Origin of the sequence: Microbacterium salitolerans, assembly GCF_019720895.1 — a bacterium.
Lineage (GTDB): Bacteria > Actinomycetota > Actinomycetes > Actinomycetales > Microbacteriaceae > Microbacterium.
In genome coordinates, this window is sequence record NZ_JAHKSH010000002.1 from 605,861 (window position 1) to 621,547 (window position 15,687).

Annotated in this window: 14 protein-coding genes; 3 read left to right on the forward strand and 11 right to left on the reverse strand. The window is 69.5% G+C overall.

Annotation, left to right across the window (positions count from 1 at the left end; genetic code table 11):
- Window positions 1-6 precede the first annotated feature (6 nt).
- The 10 genes from aroB to KOL93_RS06125 all read right to left on the reverse strand — a co-directional run bounded on the left by aroB (window position 7) and on the right by KOL93_RS06125 (window position 10,894).
- The gene (gene aroB / locus KOL93_RS06080; protein ID WP_221584415.1) at window positions 7-1,128 is read right to left on the reverse strand and encodes a 3-dehydroquinate synthase; all 1,122 of its coding nucleotides are present in this window, start codon (window positions 1,126-1,128) and stop codon (window positions 7-9) included.
- Window positions 1,121-1,684, reverse strand: coding sequence for a shikimate kinase (locus KOL93_RS06085; protein WP_221584416.1), 564 nt, complete (start codon window positions 1,682-1,684; stop codon window positions 1,121-1,123). Before KOL93_RS06085 ends, aroB begins: the two co-directional genes overlap by 8 nt.
- A complete protein-coding gene (gene aroC, locus KOL93_RS06090; RefSeq protein WP_221584417.1) occupies window positions 1,677-2,885 on the reverse strand; it encodes a chorismate synthase in 1,209 nt (402 codons plus the stop codon). The genes KOL93_RS06085 and aroC overlap by 8 nt, the downstream gene beginning before the upstream one ends.
- 50 nt (window positions 2,886-2,935) lie before the next feature.
- Window positions 2,936-3,790 carry a shikimate dehydrogenase family protein gene (locus tag KOL93_RS06095; protein WP_221584418.1) on the reverse strand — a complete coding sequence of 285 codons (855 nt, stop codon included), beginning with the start codon at window positions 3,788-3,790 and terminating at the stop codon, window positions 2,936-2,938.
- Window positions 3,790-5,193, reverse strand: coding sequence for an endolytic transglycosylase MltG (gene mltG / locus KOL93_RS06100; RefSeq protein ID WP_221584419.1), 1,404 nt, complete (start codon window positions 5,191-5,193; stop codon window positions 3,790-3,792). Before mltG ends, KOL93_RS06095 begins: the two co-directional genes overlap by 1 nt.
- A 57-nt stretch (window positions 5,194-5,250) precedes the next feature.
- Entirely contained in the window at window positions 5,251-5,721 is a 471-nt protein-coding gene (ruvX, locus tag KOL93_RS06105; protein WP_221584420.1) for a Holliday junction resolvase RuvX, read from the reverse strand.
- Between the two features lie 4 nt (window positions 5,722-5,725).
- Window positions 5,726-8,386, reverse strand: a complete 2,661-nt coding sequence (gene alaS, locus KOL93_RS06110) for an alanine--tRNA ligase (RefSeq protein WP_221584421.1) — start codon at window positions 8,384-8,386, stop codon at window positions 5,726-5,728.
- Window positions 8,387-8,472: 86 nt separating this feature from the next.
- Window positions 8,473-8,652: a hypothetical protein gene (locus KOL93_RS06115; protein WP_221584422.1), complete on the reverse strand. Its 180-nt coding sequence runs from the start codon at window positions 8,650-8,652 to the stop codon at window positions 8,473-8,475.
- A gap of 123 nt (window positions 8,653-8,775) precedes the next feature.
- Window positions 8,776-9,405 carry a 30S ribosomal protein S4 gene (gene rpsD / locus KOL93_RS06120; protein WP_221584423.1) on the reverse strand — a complete coding sequence of 210 codons (630 nt, stop codon included), beginning with the start codon at window positions 9,403-9,405 and terminating at the stop codon, window positions 8,776-8,778.
- A 160-nt stretch (window positions 9,406-9,565) separates the two neighbouring features.
- The gene (locus tag KOL93_RS06125) at window positions 9,566-10,894 is read right to left on the reverse strand and encodes a replication-associated recombination protein A (protein WP_221584424.1); all 1,329 of its coding nucleotides are present in this window, start codon (window positions 10,892-10,894) and stop codon (window positions 9,566-9,568) included.
- A 116-nt stretch (window positions 10,895-11,010) separates the two neighbouring features.
- On the opposite strand from KOL93_RS06125, the gene KOL93_RS06130 reads away from it, so the two are divergent.
- From KOL93_RS06130 to KOL93_RS06140, 3 genes are all read left to right on the forward strand, one after another.
- Window positions 11,011-11,316, forward strand: a complete 306-nt coding sequence (locus tag KOL93_RS06130; protein WP_221584425.1) for a dioxygenase — start codon at window positions 11,011-11,013, stop codon at window positions 11,314-11,316.
- Window positions 11,317-11,404: 88 nt separating this feature from the next.
- Window positions 11,405-12,793: a DUF349 domain-containing protein gene (locus KOL93_RS06135; RefSeq protein ID WP_221584426.1), complete on the forward strand. Its 1,389-nt coding sequence runs from the start codon at window positions 11,405-11,407 to the stop codon at window positions 12,791-12,793.
- Window positions 12,794-12,890: 97 nt separating this feature from the next.
- A complete protein-coding gene (locus tag KOL93_RS06140; protein ID WP_221584427.1) occupies window positions 12,891-13,436 on the forward strand; it encodes an SAM-dependent methyltransferase in 546 nt (181 codons plus the stop codon).
- Here the strand turns inward: KOL93_RS06140 and KOL93_RS06145 are convergent.
- Entirely contained in the window at window positions 13,428-15,677 is a 2,250-nt protein-coding gene (locus KOL93_RS06145) for a RelA/SpoT family protein (RefSeq protein ID WP_221584428.1), read from the reverse strand. The genes KOL93_RS06140 and KOL93_RS06145 overlap by 9 nt on opposite strands.
- Window positions 15,678-15,687 lie beyond the last annotated feature (10 nt).

Genomic DNA, 15,687 nt, shown 5'->3' on the forward strand with positions numbered 1-15,687 from the left:
GAGATTCTACCTGGAACCCGTCTGGACGATTCCGCCCTGCGGCTGCTCCTCCCCGATCTCCTGGTAGGCGGCGAACAGCAGCGACTGGTCGGGCGCCTGCAGCACGGTGGGCTTGCCGATCTCGTCGAGCACGATGAAGCGCAGCTGGCCCGCGCGGGTCTTCTTGTCCCGCTGCATCGTCGCGAGCAGCTGGTTCCACGCTCCCGCACGATAGGTCGTCGGAAGGCCGAGCGATGTGAGGATCGAACGGTGCCGATCCACGGCCTCGTCGCTCAGGCGCCCGGCGAGGCGCGACAGCTCGGCGGCGAACATCATGCCGATCGACACCGCCGCTCCATGGCGCCACTGGTAGCGCTCGGCGTGCTCGATCGCGTGGCCGAGCGTGTGTCCGTAGTTGAGCGTCTCGCGCAGGCCCGCCTCGCGGAAGTCCTCTCCGACGACGACAGCCTTCATCTCGATGGCCAGTTCGATGCACCGCCGGAACTCCGGCGACGCGACGTCCAGCGCACGTGCCGGATCGTTCTCGACGATGTCGAGAATCTCCGGGAAGCGGATGAATCCCGCCTTGAGCACCTCGGCGAAGCCCGCGGTCTTCTCGTTCTCGGGCAGCGGCTCGAGCAGCTCGAGGTCGCACAGGACCGCGCGCGGGGCCCAGAAGGCGCCGACGAGGTTCTTGCCCTCTGCGGTGTTCACCCCCGTCTTCCCTCCGACCGCCGCGTCGACCATGCCGAGGACGGTCGTCGGAACCTGCACGACGTCGACGCCCCGGAGCCACGTGGCGGCGGCGAAGCCGGCGACGTCCGTCGCGGCTCCCCCTCCGAATCCGACGATCGCATCGCTGCGCGTGAAGTCGGCCTGCCCGAGGATGCCCCAGAGGAAGCTCGCGACTTCGATGCGCTTCGCGGCTTCGGCGTCGGGGATCTCGGCCAGCAGCACTTCGAGGTCGCCCGACTCGAGCAGCTCCTCGCGCACCTCGTTCACGATGCGGCCGAGCGAGGGCTGGTGCACGATGAGCACCTTCTTTGCGGCCGCCGGAAGTGCGGCGCGCAACGCGTGACGCGCGCCGCGCCCCACCGTGACGTCGTATCCGGGTGTGCCGTCGACGTGGATCACCGTCTGGTCAGTCATCGATGCTCTCGCTCTCCTGATCTCGTGCCGTATCGTGCTCCCGTGCGCCGAGTCGTTCCTCCGCCCACTGGGCGGCCGCATCGACGACGTCCCGCAGCGGCCCGCGCGAGGTGTCGAATGCGATGTCGGCCAGGCGGTCGTACAGGTGACGGCGCTCGCTCGCGATGCGCTTCCATTCCTCGATCGCGTCGCCCTGGTTCAGCAGCGGCCGCCTGGCCCCGCGGATCCGCGACGCGACCGTGCGCTCGGACACCGTCAGATACACGACGAGGTGCCGTGCGAGGGCCGCCTGCGTGTCGGGAGAGAGCACAGCACCGCCGCCGAGGGCGACGACGCCGCCGGCGGCGAGAGCCGACCGGACGGTGTCGCGCTCGATGCGGCGGAACTCCTCCTCGCCGCGATCCGTGAAGATGTCCGCAATGCGGCCGTGGTCCTTCACGATCATCGCGTCCGTGTCGGAGAACGTCGTGCCGAGACGCTTCGCGACGCGACGGCCGATGCTCGACTTCCCGGCCCCCATCGGGCCGATGAAGACGACGGCGCGCTCGTCAGTCATGCCGTGCGGACAGCGCGGCGCTGCGGAGCGTCTCCGGAATCGCCGCGAGGTAGGCGTCGACATTGCGCCGGGTCTCGCTGATCGAGTCGCCCCCGAACTTCTCGAGGAGGACGTCGGCGAGCGTGATCGCGACCATCGCCTCGGCGACGACGCCCGCAGCGGGCACCGCGCACACGTCGGAGCGCTGGTGGTGGGCGGTCGCCTTCTCCCCCGTCGACACGTCGATCGTCTCCAGCGCATGGGGCACCGTGGCGATGGGCTTCATTCCCGCGCGCACACGCAGAACGGTTCCAGTCGACATCCCGCCTTCGGTGCCGCCCGCACGATCGGATCCCCGGACCACGCCGTCCTCCGACGGATACAGCTCGTCATGGGCCGCGGATCCGCGGCGGCGCGTCGTCTCGAAGCCGTCGCCGACCTCGACGCCCTTGATCGCCTGGATGCTCATGAGCGCCTGCGCGAGCTTGCCGTCGAGCCGCCGATCCCAGTGCACGTGCGATCCGAGACCCGGCGGGAGTCCGTAGGCCAGCACCTCGACGATGCCGCCCAGCGTGTCGCCCGCCTTGCGGGCGTCGTCGACCTCATCGACCATGCGCGCGCTCGTGGCCGCATCGAAGCATCGCAGCGGATCCGCGTCAAGGGTGTCGACGTCGTCGGGCGACGGGGCGGGCGCGCCCGCGGGCGCAGCGACGGGGCCGATCGAGAGCGTGTGACTCACGAGACGGATGCCGAGCTCGCCGAGGAACCTGCGCGCGACGGCGCCGAGCGCGACGCGTGCCGCCGTCTCGCGAGCGCTCGCGCGCTCGAGGATGGGGCGCGCGGAGTCGAAGTCGTACTTCTGCATGCCGACGAGATCGGCATGCCCGGGACGCGGGCGCGTGAGCGGAGCGCCTCGTCCGCGGGACTTCGCGCTGAGCTCCGTCGGCTCGGCGTTCATCACCTCGGCCCACTTCGGCCACTCGGTGTTGCCGATGCGCAGCGCGACGGGGCTGCCGATCGTCAGGCCCTGGACGATGCCGCTCGAGATCGAGAGCTCGTCCTGCTCGAACTTCATCCGCGATCCGCGGCCGTAGCCGAGCTTGCGGCGCTGCAGGTCGTTCTGAATGTCCTGCGGGGACACGGGGACGCCGGAGGGAAGACCCTCGATGATGGCGACGAGTTCGGGGCCGTGCGATTCACCGGCCGTCAGCACGCGGAGCATGCCGTCCAGCCTACGGCCACTCGAGGGGTGGCGACGAACCGCACGTCATGCTAGGACGTGGTGAGGGCGGCGCGCATGGCCTCGACGACGGCGGATTCGTCATCGACCGGCGCAGACGGGTCTCCGTTCACGAAGATCCGCACCTGGAGCACGGCCTGGTGCAGGAGCATCGGGAGGCCGTGATGAGCGGCTCCGCCCCAGGCACTCGCGAGCGGGGTCGGCCAGGGGCTGTAGGCCACGTCGAACAGCAGGCCGCCGCGTCGCGACAGGCTCTCGAGCGCGTGCTCCGACAGCGCGGTCCCGCCCGGAAGCGTCGCGATCGTCAGGTCCACGGGGGCTGAGGCATCGTCGACCGCGACGACGTGCGCAGCGACGCCCGCGCGGTCCCCCAGAGCGATGAGGTGCGCCGCGCGCTCCGGCCTTCTCGCGGCGATCTCGACGACGTCGACGTCGAGCTCCGACAGGGCGACGAGTGCCGACGTCGCCGTCGCCCCGGCGCCGATGATGCGCACGGACCGCGCGGCATCGGCGCCGATCTCGCGCAGGGCCAGGGCGATGCCCCCGACGTCGGTGTTGAAGGCGAGCGGTCCGTCGCCCTCGCGCTCCTCGAGACGTGGCAGATCGCCGGGCTCGCCGAAGAACAGCGTGTTCGCCACGCCCGTAAGCTGGGCGCGCCTCCCCCGCCATGCGGCCGCCCGGAACGCGTGCTCCTTGAGCGGGTAGGTGACCGCGATGCCGCGGACACGCGACTCCGCGAGACGCTCAGCGAACCGAGCCGCTGGAACCTCTCGCCGGGTGAATCCCCAGTCGAGCCCCAGCGCGCGATACGCCGCGTGGTGAAGAAGGGGCGACCGACTGTGTCCGATCGGGTCGCCCCAGACCTCGAGGCGCGCGCCCGAGTTCATCAGCACCCGGACCCGGGGTTGGCCGTGCACCACTTGTCCCACTCGGCCACGTGCTCCTGGTGCTCTTCGTACGTGTCGCTGAACACCGTCTCGCCGGTGTCGAGGTTCACCGTCACGAAGAACTGCCAGGAGCCGTCCGCCGGGTGCATCGCCGCGTCGATCGCAAGGTCACCGGGATTCGAGATGGGCCCGACGGGCAGCCCCGCGTGCACGTACGTGTTCCAGGGATTATCGTCGTTCAGAGCCTCCGCGGAGCTCGATGCCCGCCCCTCGTGCATCTCCCCGTAGCCGTACTGGGCGGTTGAATCCATCTGCAGCTTGCCGCCGGTCTCCGAGACGGACTCGTCGAGGCGGTTCTCGATGACGCGGGACACCTTGTAGAAGTCGTCGTCATACCGCGCTTCGCGCTGGATGATCGACGCGATCGTCAGGATCCGCTCGGCCTCGCCGTTCGGCACCCCCGCCGCGTCGAGCGACTCGCGGGTGCGATCGACCATCTCCTGGATCGCCTGCTTCGCCGTCGTGTCGGGCTCGAACTGGTAGGTCGCGGGGAAGAGCCATCCCTCGAGCGTGTCCGCGTCGACCCCATACTCCGACGGGTCGTCGAGCGCCGCGCGCACCTTGTCGTCTCCGACATCGAGGCCCGCTGCGATCCGCGGGACGATGTCCTCGAGGGTGTACCCCTCGGGGTAGGAGACGGCGTCCTCGATCTTGTTCTCAGGATCCTCGAGAGCCGTCAGCGCCGCCTTGGCCGTCATCTTCTCCTGCAGCACGTATGTCCCCGGCATGAACTGCGGGTCGACCTGAGCTGCGACGAGCATGTCGTAGAACACCGCCTCGGTGAGAGTGACGCCCGCATCGTGCAGCGCGACCGACACCTCCCAGCCGGTGTCGCCCTCGCTGATCGTGATCGTGGTCTCGCCCGTCGCCTGTCCGGGCTCGTAATCGGTCGGCGTCGGCTCGAAGCCGAACAGGCTGATGCCGAACTGGTCGGCGACGCGCTGCCCGTAGGTGTTCACGGCCCATGCACCGGCGGCGAAGAGCCCGCCGAGGATCGCGACGACGATGAGGAGCGCGACCAGGCACCCGCCGCGGCCCCGGCGCCGCTTCTTCGTGTGGTGGTGGCTGTCATCCCCGTCGTCACCCCCGAGCAGATCGCCGAGCGCCGCGTGCTCGTCGTGTGCGGGGTCAGAGTGCGCGGGCGGCTGAGCGGGGTCCTCGGCGGGCGCGGCGGCGGGTTGTTCGCGCGCGTCCCGGGGAGTCCCGTGCGAGCTCGTCGCCGCCTCGGGGGTCGCCTCGCGGGGCTCGGGCGATGCCTCGCCTCGGCCCGGTCGCGGATCCGCGGGGGACGGATCCGTCGCGGCGCTCTCCGGTGCCTGGTGCTGCGTGCGCCGTTCGCGCATCTCACGCCTCGTCAGAGGCCTGCCGTCGGGGGAAGCCGGCTGGGTCATCGGGTCTGTTCACTCCTCGGACGGGCCGAGCACCGCACCCGGCGCTCTTCCCGTTCGCTTCTCGGTGTCGACGGCGTGCTGGAGGAACACCACCGCCGCCACCTGGTCGACGACGCCGCGGGACTTCTTCTGCGATCGTCCGGACTGGCGCAGTGCGGTGTGCGCCGTGACCGTGCTGAGCCGCTCGTCGACGAGACGCACTCCGATATCCGGCAGCGCCTCGCGGACAGCGGCGGCGAACTCGCGCGCATCCGTCGTCGAGAGCGTGTCCTCGCCGCGCATGTTGAGCGGAAGGCCCACGACGATCTCGAGCGGGGAGAACTCCGCCGCGATCTCCGCGATGCGCGCGATCGAGCGATCGTCTCGCGGCACGGTCTCGACGGGCACGGCGAGCATGCCATCGGGATCGCTCCGGGCGACGCCGACTCGCGCCTTCCCGACGTCGATTCCGAGACGCGCACCGCGACGAAATGCGTCCATGTCGCTACAGCGCCTCCACCGCGCTTCGCACGGCATCGAGCGCCGCCGGCACGGCGGACGCGTCGGATCCGCCGCCCTGGGCGAGGTCGGGTTTGCCGCCGCCACCGCCGCCGAGCGTCTGCGAGGCGATCTTGACGAAGGATCCGGCCTGGGCACCGGCTTCCCGTGCCTCCGGCGTGGTCGCCACGACAACGATCGGGCGACCGCTCACGACACCCGCGAGGGCCACGACGACCGGCTCGGGCGCGAGGCGCTCGCGCACCTGCGTCGCGAGCGTGCGCACGTCATCGGCTGACTGGACCTCTCCGACGGACTCCGCAACGAGCAGCAGACGTCCTGCCCGGGTCGCGGACCGCGCGATCTCGGGCACGCGCTGCTGGAGCGCCTTCGCCTCATACTGGGCGATGCGCTTCTCGGCGGACTTCAGATTCGCCGCCAGCTCGGCCACGCGCTCGGCCAGCTTGTCCTTCGGCGTCTTGAGCGACGCCGTCAGCTCGCTGACGAGGGCGCGCTCGGCCGTGAGCTCGCGGAACGCGTCCTGACCGACGAGAGCCTCGACACGACGGTTCGAGGCGCCCACCGACGACTCTCCCGTCAGCGAGATGAGGCCGATTTCAGAGGAGGTCGACACGTGGGTGCCGCCACAGAGCTCGCGCGACCACGGCCCCCCGATGTCGACCATCCGGACGGTGTCGCCGTACTTCTCGCCGAAGAGCGCCATCGCGCCCGCGGCCTTCGCCTCGTCGAGCGACATCACGCGCGTGGAGACCTCGAGCCCGGAGCGCACGGCATTGTTGGCGATCTCCTCGATCTCGCTCTTCGTCTCCCCCGAGAGCGCCTGGCCCCACGTGAAATCGAAGCGCAGGTAGCCGGCACGGTTGAGCGACCCCGCCTGCGTGGCGCCGGAGCCCAGCGTGTCGCGGAGCGCCGCGTGCACGAGATGCGTGGCGGAGTGCGCCTGCTGCGCCGCACGACGATTGGATTCGTCGACGACGGTCGTCGCGGGCTGCCCCACGCCGACCTCGCCGCGCGTCACCTCGACCGTGTGGCTGATGAGCCCGGACACGGGACGCTGCACGTCGAGGACCTCGAGCTCGTAGCCGGGCCCGACGATCGTGCCCTTGTCGGCGACCTGCCCGCCCGATTCCGCGTAGAGCGCGGTCTGAGCGAGGATGATCTCGGCGACCTGCCCCTCCGTGGCGCTCTGCGCCGCCTGACCGTCGACGAGCAGACCGAGCACGCTCGACTCGGTAGCCAGGTCGTCGTAGCCCGTGAAGAGCGTCTCTCCCTGGGCACGGAAGGCGCTGTAGACGCTCAGGTCGGCGATCCGGCTCTTGCGACTGCGGGCGTCCTCCTTGGCCCGCTTCCGCTGCGCGGCCATGAGGCCGTCGAACGCGTCGCGATCGACGCCGAGGCCGGCCTCCTCCGCGATCTCCATCGTGAGATCGATCGGGAATCCGTAGGTGTCGTGGAGCAGGAACGCACGGTCGCCGGCCAGCGTGTCGCGGCCCGTCCCCTTCGCGGCGAGCACTGCCTCGTCGAGGATCGCGGATCCGGAGGACAGCGTGCGCAGAAAGGTCTCCTCCTCGGCGAACGCGTAGGTCGAGATGCGGTCCCAGTCCTCGATGATCTGCGGGTACGTCACCTTCATGACGTCGCGCGACGCGGCGAACAGCTCAGGGAACGTCGGCCCCTCGACGCCGAGCAGGCGCATCGAGCGGATCGCACGACGCATCAGGCGTCGCAGGATGTAGCCGCGCCCTTCGTTCGAGGGCGTGACGCCGTCGGACAGCAGCATCAGCGAGGAGCGCACGTGGTCGGCGATCACCCGGAAGCGCACGTCATCGTCGGCATCGGCGCCGTACGCCCTGCCGCTCAGCTCGCTCGCGCGGTCGAGCACGGGACGGACCTGATCGGTCTCGTACATGTTCTCGACGCCCTGCTTGATGAAGGCGACGCGCTCGAGTCCGAAGCCCGTGTCGATGTTCTTCTCGGGCAGCGGGCCGACGATGTCGAAATCGACCTTGGATCGCACGTCGGCGACGCGCTCCTGCATGAACACGAGATTCCAGATCTCGAGGAAGCGGTTGTCGTCGACTGCCGGTCCGCCGTCCTGGCCGTAGGCCGGACCGCGATCGTAGTAGATCTCGGAGCAGGGACCGGCCGGGCCGGGCTGCCCGGTGTGCCAGTAGTTGTCCTCGCGCCCCATGCGCTGAATCCGCTCGGGCGGAATGCCGGCGATCCTCTGCCACAGCTCCGCGGCCTCGTCGTCGGTCTCGTAGACCGTGACCCAGAGGTCCTCCGGAGCGAACCCCAGGCCGCCGTCGGCTTCGGGCGTTGTCAGGAGCGTCCACGCGTGCGTGATCGCCCCCTCCTTGAAGTAGTCGCCGAACGACCAGTTGCCCATCATCTGGAAGAAGGTGCCGTGGCGGGCCGTCTTTCCGACCTCTTCGATGTCGTTCGTGCGGATGCACTTCTGCACATCCGCGATGCGCGGGTGCGGTGCGGGGACGACGCCCGTGAAGTGCGGGATGAACGGCACCATGCCCGCGATCGTGAACATGATCGACGGGTCGTCGCTGACGAGCGATGCCGACGGGACGATGGTGTGGCCGTTCTTCTCGAAGTAGTCGAGGTAGCGCTGGGCGATCTCCGCGGTCTTCATGCGAGGGGATGGATCCTTGACTGTTGCGTGGCGAGACGGTCGCGCGCGGCGCGGCCGGAGAAGGTGAGGCGTCTGCGCGTCGGACGTCAGTCGGTCGTGTCGCGCGCGACCTCGGCGTGGTACGCGCCCGCGAGCGTGTCGGTGAAATCGCTGATGCGCGCATCGATGGAGGCGAGCAGCTCGTTGCCGCGCGGATCCTTGGTCATGAAGTGCGCGGCCACGAACCCTCCCACGACGCCGAGCAGGAACAGCAGCACGTTCTTCATGTCATCTCCGTGGGGTTCGCGGGCGGACGAGCGGTCTTTCCATCCTAGGCCCGGAAGCCGTCGGACGACGGATACGGGAAAGGGGCCCGCCGAAGCGGGCCCCTTCCACGAATGCGGGCCGTGTTATCGGGCCGCGTAGTACTCGACGACGAGCTGGACCTCGCACTGGACGGGGACCTCGGCGCGCTTCGGGCGACGCACGAGCTTCGCCTGGAGCTTGTCGAGCTCGACCTCGAGGTAGCCCGGGACGTTGGGCAGGACCTCGGCGTGACCGCCGGCTGCCGCAACCTGGAAGGGCTCGAGCGCCTCGCTGCGGGCCTTGACCTCGATGGTCTGGCCCGGCTTGACGCGGAACGACGGACGGTCGACTGTCTTGCCGTCGACGATGATGTGACGGTGGACGACGAACTGGCGCGCCTGGGCCGTCGTGCGGGCGAAGCCCGAACGCAGCACGAGCGCGTCGAGACGCATCTCGAGGAGCTCGACGAGGTTCTCACCCGTCAGGCCGTCGGTGCGGCGAGCCTCGTTGAACGCGATGCGAAGCTGCTTCTCGCGAATGCCGTACTGCTCGCGCAGACGCTGCTTCTCGCGCAGACGAACGGCGTAGTCGCTGTCCTGCTTGCGCTTCGTGCGACCGTGCTGACCGGGACCGTAGGGGCGCTTCTCGAGGTAGCGCGCGGCCTTCGGGGTCAGCGCGACGCCGAGCGCGCGCGACAGGCGGACCTTGCGGCGGTCCTGTGCCTTCGTAACCATGATTTCCTTTCACGTGCCGCACCTGGCGGCTTCACGGGCGTACATTCCGCCTTCGTCCCGCACGCGGGCGTACGCCGGACTGCCCGCGGGACATGCGAAGGGGATGTGCTCGGACGTCGAGCCGGTCAATCCTAACAGAGCGCGTCGTACGCTGACCTGGTCAGTCGCCGAGGATCCGGCGGATCCTCTCGAGACGGTCGGACAGCTCCCGCTCGGCGCCATGAGTGGTCGGCTCGTAGTACCGCACGCCGCGCAGCGGGTCGGGAAGATGGCTCTGCGTGACCACGCCGCGCGGGTCGTCGTGCGGGTAGCGATAGCCCTTGCCATGCCCGAGGCGCTTCGCGCCCGCATAGTGAGCGTCGCGGAGATGCAGGGGAACCGGGCCCATGCGCCCCGCCTTGACGTCGGCCAGCGCGCCGTCGATCGCTGCGATGACGGCATTCGACTTCGGCGCCGTCGCGAGGTAGATCGTCGCCTCTGCCAGCGGGATCCGCGCCTCGGGCATGCCGATGAGCTGGACCGTGTCGGCCGCCGCGACCGCGATCTGGAGAGCGCGAGGATCCGCGAGTCCGATGTCCTCTGCCGCATGCACCATCAGCCGCCTGGCGATGAACCGCGCATCCTCGCCCGCTTCGATCATGCGCGCGAGGTAGTGCACGGCCGCGTCCGGGTCGGAGCCGCGAATCGACTTGATGAACGCGCTGATGACGTCGTAGTGCTCGTCGCCCTGGCGGTCGTACCTGAGGAGCGCGCGATCGACGGCCTGCGCGACGCGGTCGGCGGTGACGATCGGCGTCTCGTCGTCGCCGTTCTCCGTCACCGCGACTCCCGCGGCGGCCTCGAGCGCCGTGAGCGCGCGCCGCGCGTCTCCGGACGACAGGCCGATGAGGGCGGAACGCGCCTCGTCGTGGAGCTCGATGGCGCCGTCCAGTCCGCGCGCGTCAGCCACGGCCCTGTCGATGAGCGCGCCCAGGTCGCCGTCCGTGAGCGGCTTGAGCGTGAGCAGAAGTGAGCGGGACAGCAGCGGCGAGATCACCGAGAACGACGGATTCTCGGTCGTCGCCGCGATCAGGATCACCCACCCGTTCTCGACGCCCGGGAGAAGCGCGTCCTGCTGCGCCTTCGAGAACCGGTGGATCTCGTCCAGGAACAGGATCGTCGACTGGCCGTAGAGGTCCCGCTGATCGAGCGCCCCCTGCATGACCTGCCGCACGTCCTTGACGCCTGCGGTGACCGCCGAGAGCTCGACGAACCGGCGCCCGGACGATCGCGCGATCGCCTGCGCGAGCGTCGTCTTCCCCGTCCCCGGCGGACCCCACAGGATCACGGACACCGTGCCGGGCTTCGCGGCTTCGGGATCCGCGAGAGCGACGATCGGAGAACCGGCGCCGAGCAGGTGCTGCTGCCCGGCCACCTCGTCGAGCGACGTGGGACGCATCCGCACCGCGAGCGGAGTCTGACCCTGGAAGAGCGCGCCGGAGGAGTTCATCGGGTCCACGGTAGCTGTGCGGCCCGAGGCGCCCCTGCGCAGTCGCAGGGTTTTGCGGCACGCGACGGGACGCGTAATCTCTCGGGCGATCCCCACCGGCTATATCAGGAGGCACCGTGGCCACGGCCAAGCAGCGCGCGGAGCGCGAACAGCGCGAGCGCGCACGGGTGTACGAGGCGCGCACGCGCCTCCACGAGAAGGTCGCGAAGCGCCGCCGCCGCGACAACCTCGCCGCAGGGATCGTCACCGGAGTCGTCGTGCTCGGCGCAGTCGTGGGCCAGGCCGTGTTCTACACGGTCGGCCCCGGTCAGGCCCCGGACACCGCAGTCACGCCGGAGCCCGTGCCCGGACCCACATCGACGCCCACGACCGTCCCGACGCCGTCGAGCGCGCCAGCGGAGACGTCCGCGCCGTCTCCGTGAGGAACTCCTCTCCCGTCGGCTCCTCGTCGTACTAGGCTGGGTGCGTCCCTTTCCCCTTCCCGCGGACCCCCGCGCTGAGGAGCCTCCCGTGTCGACGCCCGACAACCCCTCCGAGACCGACAAGACCGCTGACGCACCGAAGCCCGGTCCTGTCCCCAGCCCGGCCGCCCTCGCCAAGCGCCCCAAGCCGCCGGTCGCCCCCGTCGCCGAGGCGCCTTCCGTGGTGCCGTCCGTCGCTCCCGCGACTCCCGGCGCATCCGAATGGGGGCGCGTCGACGAGAACGGCGTCGTCTCCGTCAAGGAAGGCGACGACTGGCGCGTCGTCGGCGAGTTCCCCGATGGCACGCACGATGAGGCCCTGCAGTACTACGTGCGCAAGTTCGATGACCTCGCGTTCAAGGTCGCGACGATCGAGCAGCGACACCAGGCGGGCGGCGCGTCGGCATCCGACCTCCGCAAGCAGGCGACGCAGCTGCGCGATGACGTCGTCGGGGCTTCCGCGGTCGGTGATCTGGAAGGCCTCGCCACGCGACTCACCGGCATGATCGACGAGCTCGCTGAGGCGAGTGCGCAGGAGGCCACGGCCCAGCGCGCGGCGGTCGACGCCGCGATCGCCGAACGCGAGAAGATCGTCGAGCAGGTCGAGCAGTTGGCGGCACGCGACCCGGAGACGGTGCAGTGGAAGCAGGCGACGACCGAGCTGAACGACCTGTTCGCGGCGTGGCAGACGCACCAGAAGACCGGACCGCGCCTGCCGAAGTCGACGGCCCAGGCCCTGTGGAAGCGCTTCCGCGACTCACGTTCGAAGGTCGAACGCGCCCGTCGGGCGTTCTTCGCCGAGCTCGATGAGGTCCACAAGAGCGCCAAGGCTGACAAGACCCGCATCATCGAGCGCGCCGAGGCTCTCGTCTCGCAGGGCGAGGACGGGATCCCGACGTATCGCGCGCTCCTCGACGAGTGGAAGCGCGCCGGCCGCGCCGGTCGCAAGGCCGACGACGCCCTGTGGGCGCGGTTCAAGGCCGCGGGCGACGTCCTCTATCAGGCACGTACCGAGCGCAACGCCGAGGAGGAGGCCGAATCGGCTCCCCGCATCGAGGAGCGCACCGCCCTCCTCGAGGAGGCGAAGCAGGTCGCCGATATCGCAGACCTCAAGCAGGCGCGCGCGACGCTCACGTCGATCCAGCGTCGCTGGGACGAGGTCGGGCGCATCTTCCCGCGAGACGTCGAGCGCGATCTCGACGGCCGCATGCGCAAGATCGAACTCGCCCTGAAGGAGCGCGAGGAGATCGACTGGAAGCGCAACAACCCGGAGACGAAGGCGCGCGCGAACGACATGGGCGCGCAGCTGCGCGAATCGATCGTCGAATTCGAAGCCGACCTCGAGAAGGCGCGCGCGGCGGGTGACGACAGGGCGGCCACCGAAGCGCAGGAGGCCATCGACGCCCGCACGGCCTGGCTCCGCGCCATCGGAGGCTAGGTCGCTTCGCACGCGTGACCGCCTGCGGCGCAGGCGATCACGCCCCTCTCTCCACAGGCATCTGCGCCACGGGGGCATGTCGCGACATACTCGCGGCATGCCCCCGTTCGCGTTGCATGAAGGCTCGCCCCTGTCGGTCGCCGAGCTGAGCGCCGCCCGGCTCGACGGTGACATCGTCGCCGTGGGCCGGAACGCCTACGCGGCCGTCGATCAGCCGCACAACGACATGGTCCGAGCGAATGTCGCCCGCCCCGTGATCCCGGCGGGCTTCGCGGCGGTCGGGCGCACGGCGGCATGGATCCATGGCGCGCTGCAGGCCGAACCGGATCCTCACCACGCACAGCGTCTCGAGAGCACCCCCGCGAAGCGTCACTGGGCGACGGGAGTCGTCCTCCACGACTGGCCTCTGCCCGAGGTCGACACCGTGTCGATCGCGCGCGTCACCGTTGCGACCATCGAACGCACGTTCTACGACGTCGCCCGCGCGTCGTTCGCCGATGCGGACGACGCGCTCGCGGCGACAGCTCTGCGCACGCTGCTCGCGCGCGAGGATCTCGCGGATCCCATGCTCGCATGGCTCGAACAGGGCCGGCGGCTGCGCTTCACGCACACGCTCGCACGCCTCATTCGGCAGTCAGGATGAGGTGACGCGGTACACGTCGTAGACGCCCTCGATGCGGCGCACCGCGTTGAGCACGCGGTCGAGATGCACGGTGTCGCCCATCTCGAAGACATACCGGCTGAGAGCCAGCCGATTGCGGGTCGTCTGCACCGACGCCGACAGGATGTTGACGTGATGCTCCGTGAGGATCCGCGTGATGTCACTGAGCAGTCCGCCGCGATCGAGCGCTTCGACCTGGATCTGCACGAGGAACACCGCCTTCGTCGACGGTGCCCATTCCACGTCGATGATCCGCTCGGGATCCTGCTGGAGCGATACGACGTTGGTGCAGTCGGCCCGGTGCACCGACACTCCGCTGCCGCGCGTCACGAAGCCGATGATCTCGTCTCCGGGCACGGGTGTGCAGCACTTGGCGAGCTTCACGAGGATGTCGGGCGCGCCTCGGACGAGCACACCGGAGTCGCCGACGCGCGGGCGCTGACTCGCCGTCGGAGGCAGGTCGATCGGGCCCGAAGCCGGTTCGGCTTCGGTGAGCGACGCCTGGACCTTCTCGAGCACGTGCTGCGAGGAGACATGTCCCTCGCCCACTGCCGCATACAGCGCAGAGATGTCGTCGTAGTGCATCCCCGACGCGACCTCAGGCAGTGCGTCCTTGAGACGCGCGAGCGGCACGTTGTGACGGCGCATCGCTCGCACGATGCCTTCCTTGCCCTGCTCGATCGCCTCCTCGCGGCGCTCCTTCGTGAACCAGCCGCGGATCTTGTTTCGAGCTCGGGTGCTCTTGACGAAGGACAGCCAGTCCTGGCTGGGACCCGCATCCGGATTCTTCGACGTGAACACCTCGACGACGTCCCCGGAGTGCAGCTCCGTCTCGAGCGGCACGAGACGGCCGTTGACCTTGGCACCCATGGTGCGATATCCGATTTCGGTGTGCACAGCGAAGGCGAAGTCGACGGGCGTCGCGCCTGTGGGAAGCCCGATCACGCGACCCTTCGGCGTGAAGACGTAGACCTCCTTGGCGCCGATCTCGAAGCGCAGGGAATCGAGGAACTCCCCGGGATCCTTGGTTTCGGCCTGCCAATCGCTCAGCCGGGCAATCCACGCCATGTCCTGGCCGGATGCGCGCTCATCGGGGCGGCCGCCCGTCGCCTGCATCCGTTCCTTGTACATCCAGTGCGCCGCAACGCCGTACTCGGCCTGCTGGTGCATCTCCTGCGTGCGGATCTGGATCTCGACCGTACGGCCCCCGGGCCCGATGACGGTCGTGTGCAGGGAGCGGTAGAGGTTGAACTTCGGCGTCGCGATGTAGTCCTTGAAGCGCCCGGGGAGCGGCGTCCAGCGTGCGTGAATGGATCCGAGCACGGCGTAGCAGTCGCGCACGGACTGCACGATAACGCGGATCCCGAGAAGATCGTAGATGTCGTCGAACTCACGACCGCGGACGACCATCTTCTGATACACGGAGTACAGCTGCTTGGGACGCCCCGACACGGAGCCGCGTATCCGCAGATCGCCGAGGTCGCGATTGACCTCGTCGATCACCTTCTGGACGTACTGCTCGCGCTGCGGTGTGCGCTGCTTCACGAGGCTGTCGATCTCGTTGTAGATCTTGGGGTACAGCACCGCGAACGAGAGGTCCTCGAGCTCGCTCTTGATCGCGGCGATGCCGAGCCGGTGCGCCAGCGGCGCATAGATCTCGAGCGTCTCCGTGGCCTTCTTCTTCGCCTTCTCGGGCGGGACGAAGCCCCAGGTGCGGGCGTTGTGGAGGCGATCGGCGAGCTTGATGACGAGGACGCGCACGTCCTTCGACATCGCGACGATCATCTTGCGCACCGTCTCGGCCTGGGCGCTCTCGCCGTATTTGACCTTGTCGAGCTTGGTCACGCCGTCGACGAGGAGCGCGACCTCGTCGCCGAACTCGGCGGTGAGCTCGTCGAGCGGGTACCCCGTGTCCTCGACCGTGTCGTGCAGGAGCGCCGCGGCGATCGCGCGGGGACCGAGGCCGAGATCTGCCAGGATCTGCGCGACGGCGAGCGGATGCGTGATGTACGGCTCACCGCTCCGGCGCTTCTGCCCGGCGTGCTTCTCGTCAGCGACGCGATACGCCTTCTCGATGACCGCGATATCTCCGCGCGGATGGTTGCCGCGCACGGTGTCGATCAACTTCTGGACGTCGGCGTTCGGCTTCGCGCGCGTGAAGATGCGGGGCACCAGCCAGCGCAGGCTCGGCCCGGAGGGCGGCGTCGAGAGCGTGTCAGCCACGGCGCCCCTC

What these genes read in the sequence shown, in the direction of transcription:
- rpsD (WP_221584423.1), bottom strand. Translation starts at nt 9,405, where the DNA reads ATGGTTACGAAGGCACAGGACCGCCGCAAGGTCCGCCTGTCGCGCGCG.
- mltG (WP_221584419.1), bottom strand. Translation starts at nt 5,193, where the DNA reads ATGCGCGAACGGCGCACGCAGCACCAGGCACCGGAGAGCGCCGCGACG.
- KOL93_RS06095 (WP_221584418.1), bottom strand. Translation starts at nt 3,790, where the DNA reads ATGAACTCGGGCGCGCGCCTCGAGGTCTGGGGCGACCCGATCGGACAC.
- aroC (WP_221584417.1), bottom strand. Translation starts at nt 2,885, where the DNA reads ATGCTCCGCGTGCTGACGGCCGGTGAATCGCACGGCCCCGAACTCGTC.
- aroB (WP_221584415.1), bottom strand. Translation starts at nt 1,128, where the DNA reads ATGACTGACCAGACGGTGATCCACGTCGACGGCACACCCGGATACGAC.
- KOL93_RS06140 (WP_221584427.1), top strand. Translation starts at nt 12,891, where the DNA reads ATGCCCCCGTTCGCGTTGCATGAAGGCTCGCCCCTGTCGGTCGCCGAG.
- alaS (WP_221584421.1), bottom strand. Translation starts at nt 8,386, where the DNA reads ATGAAGACCGCGGAGATCGCCCAGCGCTACCTCGACTACTTCGAGAAG.
- KOL93_RS06085 (WP_221584416.1), bottom strand. Translation starts at nt 1,684, where the DNA reads ATGACTGACGAGCGCGCCGTCGTCTTCATCGGCCCGATGGGGGCCGGG.
- KOL93_RS06125 (WP_221584424.1), bottom strand. Translation starts at nt 10,894, where the DNA reads ATGAACTCCTCCGGCGCGCTCTTCCAGGGTCAGACTCCGCTCGCGGTG.
- KOL93_RS06115 (WP_221584422.1), bottom strand. Translation starts at nt 8,652, where the DNA reads ATGAAGAACGTGCTGCTGTTCCTGCTCGGCGTCGTGGGAGGGTTCGTG.
- ruvX (WP_221584420.1), bottom strand. Translation starts at nt 5,721, where the DNA reads ATGGACGCATTTCGTCGCGGTGCGCGTCTCGGAATCGACGTCGGGAAG.